The sequence below is a fragment of the Roseococcus sp. SDR genome, assembly GCF_019083995.1.
Classification (GTDB): domain Bacteria; phylum Pseudomonadota; class Alphaproteobacteria; order Acetobacterales; family Acetobacteraceae; genus Roseococcus.
In genome coordinates, this window is sequence record NZ_JAHRCU010000005.1 from 92,172 (window position 1) to 108,427 (window position 16,256).

General features: G+C 71.1%; 17 protein-coding genes. 7 read left to right on the plus strand and 10 right to left on the minus strand.

The features are described 5' to 3' along the window. From leuC to leuB, 3 genes are read left to right on the plus strand one after another with little or no spacing between them, the layout of a single operon-like run. Positions 1-1,398, plus strand: a complete 1,398-nt coding sequence (gene leuC / locus KTR66_RS07405; protein WP_213611936.1) for a 3-isopropylmalate dehydratase large subunit — start codon at positions 1-3, stop codon at positions 1,396-1,398. 1 nt (position 1,399) lies between these two features. Beyond that, entirely contained in the window at positions 1,400-2,023 is a 624-nt protein-coding gene (leuD, locus tag KTR66_RS07410; RefSeq protein ID WP_213611937.1) for a 3-isopropylmalate dehydratase small subunit, read from the plus strand. Next, positions 2,020-3,114 carry a 3-isopropylmalate dehydrogenase gene (leuB, locus tag KTR66_RS07415; protein WP_371819049.1) on the plus strand — a complete coding sequence of 365 codons (1,095 nt, stop codon included), beginning with the start codon at positions 2,020-2,022 and terminating at the stop codon, positions 3,112-3,114. The genes leuD and leuB overlap by 4 nt, the downstream gene beginning before the upstream one ends. Before the next feature lie 108 nt (positions 3,115-3,222). Here leuB and KTR66_RS07420 read toward each other — a convergent pair whose 3' ends face one another. The 10 genes from KTR66_RS07420 to KTR66_RS07465 form a co-directional block, all read right to left on the minus strand. Then, the gene (locus KTR66_RS07420; protein ID WP_213611938.1) at positions 3,223-4,446 is read right to left on the minus strand and encodes a beta-ketoacyl synthase N-terminal-like domain-containing protein; all 1,224 of its coding nucleotides are present in this window, start codon (positions 4,444-4,446) and stop codon (positions 3,223-3,225) included. Further along, a complete protein-coding gene (locus KTR66_RS07425; protein WP_249731947.1) occupies positions 4,446-5,504 on the minus strand; it encodes a beta-ketoacyl-ACP synthase in 1,059 nt (352 codons plus the stop codon). The genes KTR66_RS07420 and KTR66_RS07425 overlap by 1 nt, the downstream gene beginning before the upstream one ends. Next, the gene (locus KTR66_RS07430) at positions 5,504-5,953 is read right to left on the minus strand and encodes a 3-hydroxyacyl-ACP dehydratase FabZ family protein (protein ID WP_249731931.1); all 450 of its coding nucleotides are present in this window, start codon (positions 5,951-5,953) and stop codon (positions 5,504-5,506) included. The genes KTR66_RS07425 and KTR66_RS07430 overlap by 1 nt, the downstream gene beginning before the upstream one ends. A 5-nt stretch (positions 5,954-5,958) precedes the next feature. Beyond that, complete coding sequence (locus tag KTR66_RS07435; RefSeq protein WP_213611940.1) at positions 5,959-6,252, minus strand: acyl carrier protein; 294 nt, start codon at positions 6,250-6,252, stop codon at positions 5,959-5,961. Positions 6,253-6,340: 88 nt separating this feature from the next. Beyond that, positions 6,341-6,922 (minus strand): aminodeoxychorismate/anthranilate synthase component II, encoded by a 582-nt coding sequence (locus tag KTR66_RS07440; RefSeq protein ID WP_213611941.1) that lies wholly within the window; start codon positions 6,920-6,922, stop codon positions 6,341-6,343. Positions 6,923-6,968: 46 nt separating this feature from the next. Then, positions 6,969-7,283 carry a hypothetical protein gene (locus KTR66_RS07445; protein WP_213611942.1) on the minus strand — a complete coding sequence of 105 codons (315 nt, stop codon included), beginning with the start codon at positions 7,281-7,283 and terminating at the stop codon, positions 6,969-6,971. A 45-nt stretch (positions 7,284-7,328) separates the two neighbouring features. Next, a complete protein-coding gene (locus tag KTR66_RS07450; protein WP_213611943.1) occupies positions 7,329-8,222 on the minus strand; it encodes a DUF6925 family protein in 894 nt (297 codons plus the stop codon). 31 nt (positions 8,223-8,253) lie between these two features. After that, on the minus strand, positions 8,254-9,051 hold the full coding sequence (locus KTR66_RS07455; protein ID WP_213611944.1) for a hypothetical protein: 798 nt from the start codon (positions 9,049-9,051) through the stop codon (positions 8,254-8,256). Next, positions 9,048-10,592 (minus strand): anthranilate synthase component I, encoded by a 1,545-nt coding sequence (gene trpE / locus KTR66_RS07460; RefSeq protein WP_213611945.1) that lies wholly within the window; start codon positions 10,590-10,592, stop codon positions 9,048-9,050. The genes KTR66_RS07455 and trpE overlap by 4 nt, the downstream gene beginning before the upstream one ends. Next, positions 10,546-12,426 (minus strand): peptidylprolyl isomerase, encoded by a 1,881-nt coding sequence (locus tag KTR66_RS07465; protein WP_213611946.1) that lies wholly within the window; start codon positions 12,424-12,426, stop codon positions 10,546-10,548. The genes trpE and KTR66_RS07465 overlap by 47 nt, the downstream gene beginning before the upstream one ends. A gap of 107 nt (positions 12,427-12,533) precedes the next feature. On the opposite strand from KTR66_RS07465, the gene tpiA reads away from it, so the two are divergent. From tpiA to KTR66_RS07485, 4 genes are all read left to right on the plus strand, one after another. Further along, complete coding sequence (tpiA, locus tag KTR66_RS07470) at positions 12,534-13,271, plus strand: triose-phosphate isomerase (RefSeq protein WP_213612090.1); 738 nt, start codon at positions 12,534-12,536, stop codon at positions 13,269-13,271. 76 nt (positions 13,272-13,347) lie between these two features. After that, positions 13,348-14,331: a tripartite tricarboxylate transporter substrate binding protein gene (locus KTR66_RS07475; protein ID WP_213611947.1), complete on the plus strand. Its 984-nt coding sequence runs from the start codon at positions 13,348-13,350 to the stop codon at positions 14,329-14,331. Between the two features lie 42 nt (positions 14,332-14,373). Continuing rightward, positions 14,374-15,384, plus strand: a complete 1,011-nt coding sequence (locus KTR66_RS07480; protein ID WP_213611948.1) for a tripartite tricarboxylate transporter substrate binding protein — start codon at positions 14,374-14,376, stop codon at positions 15,382-15,384. Between the two features lie 13 nt (positions 15,385-15,397). After that, the gene (locus tag KTR66_RS07485; protein ID WP_213611949.1) at positions 15,398-16,147 is read left to right on the plus strand and encodes a class II aldolase/adducin family protein; all 750 of its coding nucleotides are present in this window, start codon (positions 15,398-15,400) and stop codon (positions 16,145-16,147) included. Positions 16,148-16,256: the final 109 nt, after the last annotated feature.

The window sequence follows — 16,256 nt, forward strand, 5'->3', positions numbered from 1 at the left end:
ATGCCCAAAACGATGTTCGACAAGATCTGGGACCGGCATGTCATCGCCGATCTCGGCGAAGGCTGGTCGCTGCTCTATCTCGACCGCATCCTGGTGCATGACCTCAGTGGCGGCCGCGCCATGGCGGAACTCGCCGAAGCCGGGCGGCGCGTGGCCGAACCCAGGAAGGTCTTCGCCACGCCCGACCACGCCGTCTCCTCCGCCCCCGGCCGCACGGCGGCGAGCTACCCGAAGGGCGAGCGCCTGATCAATTCGCTCCGCGAACGCTGCGCCGCCGAGGGCGTGCGCATGTTCGACCTCAACAAGCCCGGCAACGGCATCGTCCATGTCATCGCGCCCGAACTCGGCATCGTCCTGCCCGGCCTCACGCTCGCCTGCGGCGACAGCCACACCTGCACCAATGGCGGCGTGGGCGCGATGGCCTTCGGGATCGGTGCCAGCGAACTCGGCCATGCGCTGGCCACGCAAACCCTGCCACAGCGCCGCCCAGGGACTTTCCGCATCCGCTTCGAAGGCGAGCGCCCGGCGGGTGTCACCGCGAAGGACATGATCCTCGCCGCCATCGGCCGCTTCAGCGCCGCGGCCGGCACCGGCATGGCGATGGAATATGCCGGCAGCGCCGTGCGCGCGCTTTCGATGGAAGAGCGGCTCACGCTGTGCAACCTCTCCATCGAGATGGGGGCGAAGGTCGGCATGGTCGCGCCGGACGACGTCACCTTCGAGTATCTCGCCGGCCGCGAATACGCGCCGAAAGGGGCGGCCTGGGAGGCCGCTTTGCGCGACTGGCGCGAATTGCCGTCCGACCCTGGCGCCACATTCACGCGCGACGAGGTGATCCACATGCGCGACATCGCGCCCCAGATCACCTGGGGCACCAGCCCCGAGCAGGTCGCTGCCGTCACCAGCCATGTGCCCGACCCGCGCGAGGCGCCGAACGACGGCAAGCGCGCCGCCTGGGAAGCAGCCCTCGATTACATGGGCCTGCAGCCCGGCCAGAAGCTGGAAGGCACCAAGGTGGACTGGGTCTTCATCGGCTCCTGCACCAATTCCCGCCTCTCGGACCTGCGCGCCGCGGCCGAGGTGATCAAGGGCCGCAAGAAGGCCGAGCACGTCACCGCCTGGGTCGTGCCCGGCAGCGAGACGGTGAAGGCCGAGGCGGAGGCGGAAGGGCTGCATATCCGCTTCCGCGAGGCCGGCTTCGAATGGCGCGAACCCGGCTGCGCGCTGTGCGTCGCGGCGAATGGGGAGTCGGTGCCGGAGGGGGCGCGCTGCGTCTCCACCTCCAACCGCAATTTCGTGGGCCGCCAAGGCACGGGGGCGCGCACGCACCTGGCCTCCCCCGCCATGGCCGCCGCCGCCGCACTCGCCGGCGCCATCGTGGATGTGAGGAGCTTCTGAGATGGAAAATTTTCAGTCCGTCACCGGCTGCGCCATCCCGCTGATGGAAGCCAATGTGGATACGGATGTGATCATCCCGATCCAGCGCCTCGTCGGCACCGGCCGCAAGGGCCTGGGCGAACATGCCTTCGAGCGTCGTCGCTACCTCCCTGATGGCAGCGAGAACCCCGACTTCATCCCGAACCAGGCGCCGTATCGCGAAAGCCCCATCCTGCTGGCGGCCGAGAATTTCGGCTGCGGCTCCTCGCGCGAGGGCGCGGTCTGGGCGCTGATGGGCATGGGCGTGCGCTGCGTCATCGCCCCCAGCTTCGGCGACATTTTTTTCTCGAATTGCTTCCAGAACGGCCTCTTGCCGGTGAAGCTGCCCATCGAGGTCATCCGCCGCATCGCGGAGGAAACCCAGGCGAGCCCCGGCAACGCCCGCACCACCGTGGATCTCGAGCGCCAGGTCGTCATCACCCCCTCAGGCGAGGCCATTCCCTTCACGGTGGACCAGCGCAAGCGCGAGGCCATGCTGCACGGGCTGGACGACATCGCGCTCACGCTGAAGCACGCCGAGGCCATCGAGGCCTGGAAGGCCAAGGACAGGGCCGCACGCGGCTGGGCCTGGGAGTCGGTCGCGTGAAGGTTCTCGTCCTCCCCGGCGATGGCGTCGGCCCCGAGGTCACGGCCGAGGCCGTCCGCGTGCTGCGCTGGTTCGCCGAGCATCGCGGCCTCGACCTCACGCTGATCGAGCGCGATTTCGGCATCGTGAACTGGCACAAGCACGGCACGCTGATGCCCGACGAGACCTGGGCGCAGATCGAAGGCGCGGATGCCATCCTGTTCGGCGCGACCGGCTCCATCGACCAGCAGGGCGTGGTCCCGCCGGAGGAGCGCAGGAAGGGCTCGCTGCTGCGCATGCGCAAGGCGCTGGACCTCTTCGCCAATCTCCGCCCCGTGCGGATGCCGGCGGCCCTCGCCGAGGCCAGCCCCTACAAGCCGCGCATCACCCAGGGCGTGGATCTCTGCTTCGTGCGCGAACTCACGGCGGGGATGTATTTCGGCACGCCGCGCGGCGTGGAGACGCTGCCGGACGGCACGCGGCGCGGCATCAACACGCATAGCTACACCGAGGCCGAGATCGCGCGCGCCGCGCGCTTCGCCTTCCAGCTCGCCCGCACGCGCCGCAACCACGTGACCAGCGTGGACAAGGCCAATGTGATGGAGGCGGGTGCGCTGTGGCGCGAGGTGGTGGGGAAGATCCACCGCGAGGAATTCCCGGATGTGGAGTTCCAGAACATGCTGGCCGACAATTGCGCCATCCAGTTGGCCCGCGCGCCCGGCCGATTCGATGTGCTGGTGACGGATAATCTGTTCGGCGATCTGCTGAGCGACGCGGCGGGCGCCATCATCGGCTCGCTCGGCATGCTGCCCTCGGCTTCGCTCTCGGCGCCGGATGCCGCGGGCCGGCGGCGTGCCTTGTATGAGCCGATCCATGGCTCGGCGCCCGACATCGCGGGGCAGGGGATTGCCAACCCCTTGGGCGCCATCCTTTCCGTCGCGCTGCTGCTGCGCTGGAGCGCCGATCGCCCGGCCGAGGCCGAGCTTCTGGAAGCCGCCGTCGCCACCGCCCTCGCGCGCGGCGCCCGCACCGCGGATATCGCCGCCCCGGGCGAGACGGTGATCGGCACCACGGCCATGGGCGATGCGGTGATCGCGGCGCTGGCGGAGTAAGGCCGAACGTCAAGGAAATGGCCTCCGGCGGCTGGGGCCAACCTCGGAATGCGGTGCGGTCTTGGGGTCTGGGGCCTTTCGGCCCCAGCCGCCGGAGGCCGGTCTTTGCTACTCGGCCGCCCCGATCACCACGGCCACATTCTGCCCGCCAAACCCGAAGGAGTTGGACAAGGCGGCGCGGAAGCTGTGCGGCCGCGCCACGGGGATGGTGTCCACCCCCAGCTCCGGGTCCACATCCGTCTGGTTGATGGTCGGCGGCAGCATCTGGTGGCGCAGCGCCAGCAGGCAGATCCCCGCCTCGATCGCGCCGGCCGCCGAGAGCGTGTGGCCGATCATGGATTTGGTGGAGCCCACGGGCGGCGGCGGCAATTCGCCAAACAGCGCGCGCACCGCCATGGCCTCCATCTTGTCGTTCTCGGGCGTCGAGGTGCCATGCGCGTTGACATAGCCGATGTCGGCCGGGCTCAGCCCCGCATCATCCAGCGCGCGCCGCATGCAGCGGATGATGGCCGAGCCATCGGGCGCCGAGCGGGTGCGGTGGAAGGTGTCCGCCGCCTCGCCGGCACCCAGCACATAACCCAGGATGGTCGCACCCCGCGCACGCGCGTGGTCCTCATCCTCGAGGATGAGCGCGCCCGCGCCATCGGCCATGACGAAGCCGTCGCGCGAGAGGGTGAAGGGGCGGGACGCCCCCTCGGGGTCGTCATTGCGGGTGGAGAGCGCCTGGAGCAGGCCGAAGCGGATCAGCGTCTCCGGCTGCAGGCTCGCTTCCGCGCCGGCAGCGATCGCCATCCGGGCCTCGCCGCGGCGGATCGCCTCCAGCGCCATCTGGATGGCCGAAGCGCCGGAGGCGCAGGCGGTGCTGACCACCTGCGGCACGCCCTGGGTGCCGAAGCGCTCGGCGAGGCGCGTCGCCGAGCCGCCGAAGAGGAACTCCTCATAAAGCGCCGTCTCGCCCGACATGCGCTCGATCAGCTCGGCATAGGTGGCGGCGCCGAAACGGCCGCGCTGCGGCCATTCGACCTCCACCGGCGGCATGCCGATGCAGAGCGGCCCCGCGAAGGGTGCGGAGAGACCGGCCTGGGCCAGCGCCTCGCCGATCGCGGCCTCGCCCAGGCGCTCGGCGCGGGCGGCGACGGAGAGCGGCTCGCCCGGCTTGTCCTCCGGGAGGTCCACGCAGCCGGCCATGGTGGCGCGCATCCCCGTCGTGTCGAAGCGCGTGATGCGGCGGATGCCGGAACGCCCGGCGACCATCGCCGCCCAATTCGCCTCGGCGCCGAAGCCGAGGGCGGTCACCATGCCGAGGCCGGTGATGGCGATGCGCTTGTTCATCAGGGCGCCTCCAGCAGGGCGACGGCCTCGCCGCGCCAGGCGCCGGCGCCGGTCACCAGCACCTGGCGCGCGCGGCCGGACTGGATGGCCAGCGCGGCCAGCGCCACGGCGGCGGGGAAGGCGGCCTCGCAGCCATGGCCCAACAGGTCGGCCGCGAAGAGATCGGGCGCCCGGCCCAGCGCCGCGAGCTCCGCCTGGGTCGCTTCCCCGGCGCCGCTCGCCGCCGAGAGGCGCAGGCATTCGGGGCCCATCGTCGGCAGGCCGTCGAGCAGCGCGGCGAGGCGCGCGGTGCGGCCCTCAGGCCGGCCCTGGTCGGTCGCGACATGGCGCAGGATGGCGATGGGCGCGCTGGCTTCGGCGGGCGCGAGGGTCATGAACACGCCCATGCTGCCATAGGCGATGCCCCGGCGCTGTGCGACGGGCGCCCAGGGGCCGCGATGCAGCAGCCCGCCCATGGCGAAGAGCATCAGCACTTCCGGCCGCTCGGCGATGAAGGCGCTGCCGGCGAGGCACAGCTCCGAACTGCCGCTGCCCACGCGCGCGGCCGCGATGCGCAGCGCCTCGGCGCCCGAGCTCTCCTCGCCCATCAGCGTGCGGGAGGAGCCCGCGACATTGTGCGTGATGGAGATGGAGCCGGCCATCAGGTTGGAGAGCTGCGCCAGGAAGAGCGTCGGCCGCAGCCCGTCCATGAGCATGCGGTGGCGCTCCGCCTCGACCGGGCTGGCCGCCATGATCTGCTCGTCGAGCTTCCAGTCGCGCTCGCCGCCGCCCGCGGCCACGATCAGGTCCATCTCGGCCACGCGCTCGCGCAGCCCGGCATCGTCGATGGCGAGGCCCGCGGCATAGACGCCCAGGCGCTGCCAATTCTCCATCTGGCGCAGCTCGCGGCGCGGGATGGCGGCTTCGAAGGGCAGGGCGGGCAGGGGGTGGACGGGGTGCGGCGCGAAGCGCGCCTCATCCAGCACCGGCGCCGCGCCGCCCAGCAGCGCCGCATGGGCCTCCCGCCCCTCGCCCTGCGAGGAGGCGATGCCGATGCCGGTGATGCCGACGGGGCGCATCACGCCGCGAGCCCGATCACGGCCGCGCGGGCCCGCACGGCGGATTCCAGCTCGGGGGCGGGGAAGGGCAGGGTCTGCAGGCGCAGCGTGGCTTCGGCCACCTTGCGGCCGGCCTCGCTCAGCACGCCGCGCAGTTCCGCATAGCCGGAGCTTTCCTGGAGGAGTTCGACGGCGATGGTCAGCAACGCACCGGGCTTCACCATGCCGCGCATCTTGGCCTCGCGCGTCTGCGCCAGCAGCGCCATGCGGGTGAAGCCGCTGCGCGCCACCATCAGCCAGCCGCTGGCCTGGGCCATGGCCTCGATCATCAGCACGCCGGGCAGAAGGGGAAAGCCCGGGAAGTGCCCCTCGAAGACGGGGCTCGCATCCGGCACGCGCGCTTCGGCGGTGAGTGTCGTCGCGTCATGCGCCAGCACCCGGTCCACCATCTCGAAATATTCGAGGCGCAATTCCCTCAGCCCTGCTTGGCCGCGACCAGCTCGTCAATGCGATCGCAGAGCGCGCCGAGGATGAAGAACTGCTCGGCCGGGGCCTTGCCGCTGTTCACCTGCTCGGTCCAGGCCTCGACGGGCACCTTCACGCCGAAGCGCTTGTCGATCTCGAAGACGATGTCGAGGAAGTCGAGGCTGTCGATGCCGAGATCGTTGATGACATGGGCCTGGGGCGTGATCTTCGCCCGGTCCACGCTCGCCGTCTCGGCGATGATGTCGGCGATGGTCTCGAAGGTATTGGACGCGGCCGGGGACATGGCGGCGGACTCCGTGCGGATGATGGATCGGCACGCGGTTTGGCGCGGATGGCCGCGTCTGTCCAGCCGGGCGGGGCTTAAGCCCCGGTCAGGCAGCGACCCGCGCGGCGGCGAGAAAATTCTTCAGGATGGCATGCCCATGCTCGGAGGCGATGCTTTCCGGGTGGAACTGCACGCCATGGATGGGCAATTCGCGGTGGGAGAGGCCCATGATCAGCCCATCCTCGGTCTCCGCCGTGATCTCGAGCTCGGCCGGCAGGCTCGACTTCTCCACGATCAGCGAATGGTATCGCGTGGCCCGGAAGGGCGAAGGGAGCCCCGCGAAGACGCCGCGCCCCTCATGCAGCACGTCCCAGACCTTGCCATGCACCGGATCAGGCGCGCGGATCACCTGACCGCCGAAGGCCTGGCCGATCGCCTGGTGGCCGAGGCAGACGCCCATGAGCGGCAGCTTCGCCTCGGCGCAGGCGGCGATGAGCGGCAGGCAGATCCCGGCCTCATTGGGCGTGCAGGGGCCGGGCGAGAGCATCACCGCATCGGGGCGCAGGGCAAACACGTCCTGCACCGTCAGCGCATCATTCCGGCGCACCACCGGCTCCACCCCCAGGTCACCCAGGAAGTGGTAGAGGTTGAAGGTGAAGCTGTCGTAATTGTCGATGAGCAGGAGCATGAGGCCAAACTGCCCGCCCGCCCCTGCCGGCGTCAACCAGCCTTCATCAGGCCGGCCGGTCCTGCCGGATCGCGACGCAGTTCGGATCGCCCAGCGGGCATCCCACGATATAGACCGCGCGCTGGCCGCAGCCCGCGACACCCACCGTGTATTCCGCCCGCTCGATGGCGCGCGGCATGTCCATCGGGATGACGGAACGGCTGGACAGCACGCTGCCCTGCGCGGCCGGGCAGTTCATCTCGAAGCGGGCCCGCGCCTCGGCCGTGCGGACGGCGGCCGGGCCACCTTGCGCCAGCATCTGGTCAACGGATTGGCAGCCAGCGAGGCCGAGGATGAGGGCGAGAGGGGCGAGTCGGCGCATGCGGATGAACCTCTTTCATTTCCGGCCCCCGATCATCCGCCCGGCTCAGTCCTGGTGCAATCCCGCCTCGGCCTTCATCTGCCGGAGCGCCACCTTGGCGGCCGCGCGGGCATGGCGATCCTCCCCCGCCTCGGTGCCGGTCTGCCGCGCCTCGGCCCTGGCGGCCAGCAGCTCCGGCAGGCCGAAACGCGCCAGCAGCGCCTGGAAGGCCGCATGGCGTGCCGCATCGAAGGGGCGGGGCTCCAGCATCGGCGTGCGCAGCGGGTGGCTGGGAAAGATGTCGAGCACGGACACCCAGCCCTCCGGGATGGGGCTCGTCGCCGCATGCGCGCGGCCGGTGCCGAGCAGCTTGGGCAGCAGATGCGTGTGCGGCCCCTCGGGCGAGCGGCCATCCGGCGGCGGGATGGGCTGGAACACCTCGATCCGCGCCAGCTTGGAGACGAAGACGCGGTGCGGCGACTGGTGGATGATCGCCATCCCCGCCGGATTTTCCGGATCCAGCAGCGGCATCCCGCAGGCATCGCGCAGCACGCGGATCAGCGCGGGATCCGAGGTGCGGACGCAGGCACGCAGATGCGCAAAGCCCACGCCCATGTCGAAAAGCTCCGCCGAGCGGTCCTCCTCGCGCAGCGCCTGGTTGTCGGGCCCGAGCTCCGTCACGACCGAATTGCCGCCGATGGCGGCCTCCTCCTCCGGCAGGATCAGCGCGGCCGCCTGCTTCCAGAGGCGCGGATCGGTCGAGGGTTCCTCCCAGGCGATCAGCCTTGGCTCGGCACGGTTGAGCCGGATGCTGATCCCGCCGCGCGCGGTCAGGCGGCCGAGCGGCGTTTCCGCCACCGGCTCATCCGCATCGCGGATGAACTCGCCGATGGCGCCGAGCACGCCGACCGCGAAGCCGGTCTCGTGTTCGTTCAGAAGGTCGGTCAGGGCGTCTTGCATGAGGCATGCTGGCGCGCGGGCAGCGCGCCCGTCAACGCAGCGGCGCCATCGGGTCCGCCAGAAGCCTGGCCCCATGGGCGCCGGGCATTTCGGCATGTGTCGCGGGGCTTGCCTCCACCCGCGCGCCGGGCAGGGCTGCGGCCACCTCGCGCGCCGTGACCTCATTGCGCCCGCCGGGCACAAAGAGCACGACCAGCGCGAAGCCGGGCGTGCGCCGTGCCCAGCGGATCAGCGGCGCCGGGTCGCGGTAGAGCGCGTCGAAGGCATGCACCCGGTCCACCCGCAGGCCATCCCGCGCCGCCTGGTCCAGTGTTGCGAGCAGCCCGCCGCCGCCGCCCGAATGCGCGGTCAGGATCAGGCGCGCGCGCGCCGTGGGGCCGCGCCCCGTCGCTTCGGCCAGCGCGGCGCCGCCGGCATCCAGGACGGCGGAGAGCCCGCCAGGCGCGGCCAGGGCGGGCCAATCGAAGGGTCCGGGGCGACCGGGCCGCGGCGCCAGGGAACGGCCACGGGGCAAGAGGGCGAACGTGGGCCGGGTGAGGCGCGTATCCAGCTCCAGCCCGGCGTCAGGCAGCGCCTCGCGCAGGTCCATCGCGGCCGGGTCCCCATCCGCGAAGCCATGGAAATGCAGCACCATGTCCAGCGGCGCGCCATCGGGCAGCGCGTTCCAGCGGAGGATCAGGTCCGGGTTGTCATGCGCGCCGCCGGTCTTGTGGCGGTCCAGCGCGGGCGTGTCGCGCAGGGCCAGTTCGCCGGGAGCCACCTGCGCCCAGGCAGGCGCAGCCAGCAGCAGGGCCGGCGCGGCGAGCAGGCCGCGCCGTGAGGCGATCACCGCCCGCCGGCCGCGAAGCGCACCGCTTCCTCGGCCGCGCGGAACAGCGCCTTGGCCTTCTGGATGCATTCCTCATGCTCGGCGCGCGGATCGCTGTCGGCCACCACGCCGGCGCCGGCCTGGACGTGCAGCACGCCCTCCTTCACCAGCGCGGTGCGCAGCGCGATGCAGACATCCATGTTGCCGTCCACGCCGAAATAGCCGAGGCCACCCGCATAGAGCCCGCGCCGCGATGGCTCCAGCTCCTCGATGATCTCCATGGCCCGCACCTTGGGCGCGCCCGAGAGCGTGCCGGCCGGGAAGCCCGCCTGCAGCGCATCCAGGGCGGAGAGCCCCTGCCGCAGCCGGCCGCGCACCTCGGAGGCGATGTGCATCACCTGCGAATAGCGCTCGATGCGGAACTGCGCCGTGACCTTCACCGTGCCGATGGCGGCCACACGGCCCACATCATTGCGGCCGAGGTCGAGCAGCATGAGGTGCTCGGCGCGCTCCTTCGGGTCGGCCAGCAGCTCGGCCTCCAGCGCCAGATCCTCCTCCGGCGTCGCACCGCGGCGGCGCGTGCCGGCCAGCGGGCGGATCGTCACCTCGCCCTCCTTCACGCTCACCAAAATCTCGGGCGAGGCGCCGACGGTGGCGAAGCCGCCGAAATCGAAGAAGGTCAGGTAGGGGGCCGGGTTGATCCGGCGCAGCGCGCGATAGAGCGCGAAGGGCGGCAGCGCGAAGGGCGCCGAGAAGCGCTGGCTGGGCACGATCTGGAAGGCATCGCCCGCGCGGATGTATTCGCGCGCGCGCTCGACGGCCGCCATGTAGCCCTCCGCCGTGAAGTTCGAGCTGGGCGCTGGTGGGCTCGGCAGCCGGGCGGGCGGCGCCGGGCGGGGCAGGGGGCGGTCCAGCGCGGCCTCGGCTTCGTCGAGGCGGGATTGCGCCAGCGCCCAGGCGGCCTCGGCCCCCAGGCCGCAATCGGCCCAGACGGGGGTCACGAGCGTCAGCGCATCGCGCACATGGTCAAAGACGGCGACCAGCGTGGGGCGGATCATCACCGCCTCGGGGATGCCCAGCACATCGGGGTTGGTGGCCGGCAGGCGCTCCATCTGCCGCACCATGTCATAGCCGAGATAGCCGAACAGGCCCGCGCAGATCGGCGGCAGGCCGGGCGGCAGGGTGGTCCGGATGGCCGCGATGCGCTCGGCCAGCGCCTGCAAGGGGGGCAGCGCCTCCGGCTCGAAGGCGTGCGGTGCGGCGAGCGCCTGGGTGTTGCACTCGGCTTTCCCGTCCCGGCAGCGCCAGATCAGGTCCGGCGCCATGCCGATGGCCGAGAAGCGGCCGCGCGCGGCGCCGCCCTCGACGGATTCCAGCAGGAAGGAATGCGCCTGGCCATGGGCCAGCTTCAGGAAGCTGCCGACCGGGGTTTCCAGATCGGCCACGCGCTCGCGCCAGAGAAGCTGGGATTGCCCCGCTTCGAAGCCTGCGCGGAATTCGGCGAAGCCCGTCACGTCAATTCCCCGCCATCTGTTCGACCAGGCGCGGATTGATCCGCACATTGGCGCGGGCGCGGAGGGCCGCCTGGTATTGCGTCTCGAAATCCTCGGCCATGGCCTGGGCCGTCTCGCTCCGCAGGGCCGTGAGCTGCGCCGCCTCGCCCGAGAGATCGGCCGGCGTCACGCTCAGCAGCTGCATCACGGCGAAGGATTGCGCGCGTTCCACCATGGTGGTGGCGTTGGGCGCAAGCTCGAAGACCGGGGCCAGCAGGTCGCGCGGCATGGGGTTGCCGCCGCCCGCCTCGCGCGGGAAGGGCCCCAGCTCCTCGGCCTTGATGTCGGCCGCCTCGGCCGCGGCGGCCAGCGTCTGGCCGGTGCGCGTCGCGGCCAGCAGGGCAGCCGCGCGCTCCTCCTGCCAACGGCGGCGGGCGGCGGCCAGGAAGCCGGCCACCACCTGCTCGCGCACCGTGTCCAGCGGGCGCAAGGCGGGGGGCGTGATCTCGCGCACATCGAGTGCCAGGAAGCCCCACTCGCCCTCCTGCAGGCGCGGCGGCGCGCCGCGCTCGGCGGCGAAGATGGCCCGCAGCACGGCCGGGCGCACCGTGGCGGCCACGGGCAGCGCAACCTCCGCCCCGTCCGGCGCGCGGCCGGCCGCGTCCAGGCGCGCCTCGATGTAGCCCAGCCCATAGCGCCGCGCGGCTTCGGCCAGGCTGGCCCCGCCCGCCAGCGCATCCTCCACCCGGTTCACGCGCTCGAAGGCGAGGTCGGCCGCGCGCTCGGCCTGGATCTCGGCGCGGAGCTCGTCGCGCACCTCGTCCAGGCTGCGCTGATGGCCAGCCTCCACCGTCCCGACCCGCAGCACATGCCAGCCGAAGGGCGTGCGCACCGGGGCGGAGACATCACCGGGCGTCAGCGCGAAGGCGGCATCGGCGAGCGCCGGCAGCGGCAGGTCGGCGCGGCTGGAGAGGCCGAGCGCGGTCGCCATGCCGCCCGCCGCCTGGGCCGCCTGCTCGATGGCCGCGAAATCCGCCGCCTGGCGCCAGGCGGTGGCGATGGCCTGGGCCGCCGCCTCATCCTGCATCACGGCCTGGAAGACCTCGCGCTTCTCCGGCGTCTCGTAGCGGGCGCGGTTGGCCGCATAGCCGTCCTCGATGTCGCGCTCGCTCACCTGCACCTCGCCCATCAGGCGGGCGGCGTTGAGCGTCGCCATGGCCACGTCCCGGTATTCGGGGGTGGAGAATTGCCGGGCGTTGTTCTCATGGTAGCGGACGAGCTGCGCCTCGGTCGGCGCTTCGGGCTCGGGCGCCTCGGCGAAGGGCAGTTCCACCAGCGTGGCCGTCCGGCGCTCCAGCGCCCAGGCCAGCATGCGCAGGCCCAATGCCTCGGGGGCGGCCGCGCCGGCCCGCACCGCGCCGGCGAGCTGCTGCCGGCCGAGATCGGTGCGCAGCAGATCGAGGAAGCGGGCCTCCGTCATCTCGTTGCTGCGCAGGAAGTTGTTGAAGATCTCGCGCGAGAAGCGGCCATCGATGCCGGCGAAGCCCGGGATCTGGAAGATGTAGTCCCGCACCACGTCGTCGGGCACCGAGATGCGCATGCGGGCCTGCTCCTGGCGCAGCACGCGGTCCAGCACCAGGCCTTCCAGCGCCTGTTCGGCGACGGCGCGCCGGATGCGCGCATCCATCTCCATCCGGCCCTGGAGCTGCCGCTGGATGCGCTGCAGCTCCCGCCGGGCGGCCTCCTGCGCCTCCTCCACCTCGATCGCGTCATCGCCCACGCGGGCCACGGCGGTGTCGCGCCCGATATTGCGCAGCATGTCCTCGATCCCCCAGACCGCGAAGGAGAGGATGAGGAGCACGAACAGGAGCTTGGCGAACCAGGTGCCGGCCAGCCGGCGCATTGCGGTGATCATGCACAGGCGAATAGCCGGTTGCCGGGCGGTTGCCAAACACGGGCGGTTTCTGTCCAATGCCTGCAACCAGAAAGGGCAAAGCCATGACCCCCGGGATTCGACCGCTCATAGCCGGCAATTGGAAGATGAATGGCAATCAGCGCGAGGCTGCGCGGCTCGCCGAGGCCCTGCGAGATGGCGCCGAGAATGCCGACCTGCTGATCTGCCCCCCCTTCGTCCATATCCACCAGGTCGCGGCGCTGATGCTGGGCAGCCGCGTCGCGGTCGGTGCGCAGGATTGCCACGCCGCCCATCACGGCGCCCATACCGGCGATGTGAGTGCCGCCATGCTGCGCGATGTGGGCGCCACCCATGTCATCCTCGGCCATTCCGAGCGCCGGACCAACCATGGCGAGAATGACGCCGCCGTCCTGGCCAAGACAGAGGCGGCGCTGACGGCCGGCCTCATCCCCATCATCTGCGTGGGCGAGACGGAGGCCGAGCGCCTTTCGGGTCTCGCGGATTCGGTCGTCGAGAAGCAACTCGCCGGCTCCATCCCCTATGGCTTCATCACCGCGGGCGGGATCGTGGCCTATGAGCCGGTCTGGGCCATCGGCACGGGCCGCACGCCGACGGAGCGCGACATCGCCGCCATGCACAGCACCATGCGCAGCGCGCTGGTGGAGCGTTTCGGCCCCGCCGCGCGCACCACGCGCCTGCTCTATGGCGGCTCGGTGAAGCCTTCCAACGCCGTTTCCATCATGGCGCTGGCGGATGTGGATGGGGCGCTGGTGGGCGGGGCGAGCCTGGTCGCGGAGGACTTCCTCGCCATCGCGAAGGCCGTTCCCGAGTAGCGAAGGCCGCCGGATCCTTCTTGCATCGAGGGGCGGCCGCGCCCCAGGCTGCCTCCCAAGACAGGGAGGACAAGCCATGACCCATGCTCCACGCCGGGCGCTGCTCGCCGGTGGCCCGGCCCTCATGCTGGCGGGCCGTGCCGCCGCCCAGCCGGCCGCCAACTGGCCCGAAAAGCCCTGGCGCGTGCTGGTGGGCGGCGCGCCCGGCGGCGCCAGCGACATCTTCATGCGCATCCTGGAGCCAAGCCTGCGCGAAAGCCTCGCCCATGGCTTCTGGCTGGACAACCGGCCGGGCGCGGGCGGCATGCTGGCGGCCGAGATCGCGGCCCAGGCGCCGGCCGATGGCTACAACTTCCTGGTCAACCACATCGCGAGCAACGGGATCGGGCCGCATCTGCATCGCCGCGCCGGCTTCGAGCCCAACCGGGACCTGACCGGCGTGGCGCGCATCGCCTCCATGCCGAACTGCATGATCACGCTGCCCTCGCGCGGCTTCAACAGCGTCTCGGACCTTGTGGCCTTCATCCGCGCCAATCCGCGCGCGGCCAGCTTCGGCTCGGCGGGGGTCGGCACCTCCTCCCATCTCAGCGGCGTGATGTTCGGGCAAAGGATCGGCGTGGAGCTGACCCACATCCCCTATCGCGGCACGGCGCCCAACATGCAGGCGGTGCTCTCGGGCGAGATCCTCTTCGCCATCGACAATGCGCCGGCCTCCGCGCAGCAGGTCCGCGCCGGGATGCTGAAGGCGCTGGCCGTGAGTTCCGCCACGCGCTGGTCCCAGCTGCCCGATCTGCCGACCATGCAGGAGGCGGGCATCGCCGATTTCGACGTCTCCTCCTGGTATGGGCTGGTCGCGCCGTCGGCCACGGCGCGCCCGGTGATCGAGAAGCTGAGCGCGGCCATCCTGCGCGCGCTGGCGGACCCGGCCACCATCCAGAAGCTGCGTGAGTTCGGCGCCGATCCCTGGCCGCTCGGACCCGCCGAATACAACGCCTTCATGCGTGCTGAGGAGGCGAAATGGGGCCCCATCGTGCGCGCGGCGGGAGCCACGGCCCATTGAGGAATGCTCCGCGCTTGGCGTGAGGCTCGGCGCATGCCTAACATGTCCGGACCTTTCTGGAGCGACCATGTGATGAGCCTGAAGCGCCGCCACCTCCTCGCCTCGCCGCTGGCGCTGCCCGCGCTGGTCCAGGCCCAGACGGGCAGCCCGACCGAGGAGCCCTGGCCCAGCCGGCCCATCCGCTGCATCGTGCCCTTCCCGGCGGGCGGCGGCACCGACCTTGCCGCGCGCATCGCCACGCGGCGCCTCTCCGAGGCGCTGGGCCAGCCCATCGTGATTGAGAACCGGCCGGGGGCCGGCGGCACCATCGGCAGCAACGCGGTCGCTCGCGCGGCACCGGACGGCTACACGATCGGCGTCGCGACCACCAGCACGCATCCGGTCGCCACGGTTCTGCAGCGCGACGTGCCCTATGACCCCGTCACCTCCTTCACGGCCATCACCATGCTGGGCACCACGCCCTATGTGCTGGTGGCCGGCCGCGCGATCCCGGCGGCGAACCTCGCCGAATTCCTGGCCTATGCGCGGGCGCGGCCGGGGCAGGTGAGCTATGCCTCGGTGGGTGTCACCACGCTGGGCTACCTGCTCACGCGGCAATTCGAGCTGCTGACGGGGCTTCAGATGCACCACGTGCCTTATCGCGGCTCCTCCCAGGTCTATCCCGACCTGCTGAACGGCACGGTGGGCGCGCTGCTCGATAATCCCCCCGCCTCGGCGGCCATGGTGCGGGATGGGCAGCTCAAGGCCTTCGCCGTCACGCAGCGCTCCAACCTGCTGCCCGATGTGCCGACCTTCGAGAGCCTGGGGGTTGCGGGCTTCGACGCCGTCTTCTGGTATGGCCTGGTGGCGCCAGCCGGGCTGCCGCCTGCCATGGCGACGCGCATGCAGCAGGCGCTGGCCGCGCATTTCCTGACCGATGCCGGCCGGGCCGAGATGCGCGCGAGCGACATCGAGCCGGTCATGTCCACGCCCGCGGCCTTCGCCGCCAGCATCGCCGCCGATTCAGCCCGCTGGCGCGCCCTCGCGCAGCGCCTCGACATACGCCCCGAATAGAGGAGAGCCCGCCATGGATGGCATGAACCCCCCGTATCGCGTGAACGAACTCACGCCCGATCCGCGCGTGAGCTTCGACCCCAAGGTGAGCCGCGACTATGTGAAATACGCGCATTGGCTCGCCGCGCGTGGCCTGGTCAACAGCAGCGTGGGTGGCATGGTGATCCGTGTGCCGCACCCGGATTACGAGCAGGGCGTCTGCTACGCCAAGCCCCAGGGCATCAGCCTGGAGGAAGTCGAGGTCGAGGATCTGGTGATCACCGACATCCCCTATGGCCGCATCCTGGCCGGCGACCGCGCCACCACCGTCGGCCACCAGATGAACCGCGAGATCCTGCGGCTGCGCCCCGATGTGAATTGCGTGATCCATCTGCACCATGACGAGACCATCGCCTTCCTGGCGGCGGGCTATGAGGAAATCCGCTCCTTCAGCCTGACCTATGGCTTCCTCATGCAGAAGCCCGCGTTTTACCTGCCCGCTTCGATCAACGTCGAGGAGGATGTGGCGCCGATCAAGACCTTCATCCAGGACACCAACTGCATCATCATGCGCCGCCACGGCTTCACCGTGCTGGGCCGCACGCTGTCGGAGGCCTATCACCGCACCTGCGTGCTGGTGAGCGAGGTGAAGCGCAACATCATCGTGGAACAGCTCTGCGCGGTGAACGGAAGGACGCCGGAGACCGTCACCGATGCGGAACTGGCGAAGATGTTCACCTATGGCGACAAGGTGATGTACCCGGAGGTGGTGAAGCGTTCTTAGTCGCCCTCAGGCGCGTCACGCCGGAGGCGTGCTTTCCGCAAGATGCGCCGCCTCCGGCGGCTTGGCTTCGCCGCGCCACGGTTGCGATGGGCCAGGCGTCCGGTTGGGC

Excerpts from the sequence above, each read along its gene's own strand:
- KTR66_RS07425 (WP_249731947.1), bottom strand. The coding sequence starts at position 5,504 with ATGCGCCCCGTCGGCATCACCGGCATCGGCATCGCCTCCTCGCAGGGC.
- KTR66_RS07420 (WP_213611938.1), bottom strand. The coding sequence starts at position 4,446 with ATGAACAAGCGCATCGCCATCACCGGCCTCGGCATGGTGACCGCCCTC.
- KTR66_RS07445 (WP_213611942.1), bottom strand. The coding sequence starts at position 7,283 with ATGCGCCGACTCGCCCCTCTCGCCCTCATCCTCGGCCTCGCTGGCTGC.
- leuD (WP_213611937.1), top strand. The coding sequence starts at position 1,400 with ATGGAAAATTTTCAGTCCGTCACCGGCTGCGCCATCCCGCTGATGGAA.
- KTR66_RS07435 (WP_213611940.1), bottom strand. The coding sequence starts at position 6,252 with ATGTCCCCGGCCGCGTCCAATACCTTCGAGACCATCGCCGACATCATC.
- trpE (WP_213611945.1), bottom strand. The coding sequence starts at position 10,592 with ATGTGCGGATCAATCCGCGCCTGGTCGAACAGATGGCGGGGAATTGAC.
- leuC (WP_213611936.1), top strand. The coding sequence starts at position 1 with ATGCCCAAAACGATGTTCGACAAGATCTGGGACCGGCATGTCATCGCC.
- KTR66_RS07465 (WP_213611946.1), bottom strand. The coding sequence starts at position 12,426 with ATGCGCCGGCTGGCCGGCACCTGGTTCGCCAAGCTCCTGTTCGTGCTC.
- KTR66_RS07480 (WP_213611948.1), top strand. The coding sequence starts at position 14,374 with ATGTCCGGACCTTTCTGGAGCGACCATGTGATGAGCCTGAAGCGCCGC.
- KTR66_RS07485 (WP_213611949.1), top strand. The coding sequence starts at position 15,398 with ATGGATGGCATGAACCCCCCGTATCGCGTGAACGAACTCACGCCCGAT.
- KTR66_RS07450 (WP_213611943.1), bottom strand. The coding sequence starts at position 8,222 with ATGCAAGACGCCCTGACCGACCTTCTGAACGAACACGAGACCGGCTTC.
- KTR66_RS07475 (WP_213611947.1), top strand. The coding sequence starts at position 13,348 with ATGACCCATGCTCCACGCCGGGCGCTGCTCGCCGGTGGCCCGGCCCTC.
- KTR66_RS07440 (WP_213611941.1), bottom strand. The coding sequence starts at position 6,922 with ATGCTCCTGCTCATCGACAATTACGACAGCTTCACCTTCAACCTCTAC.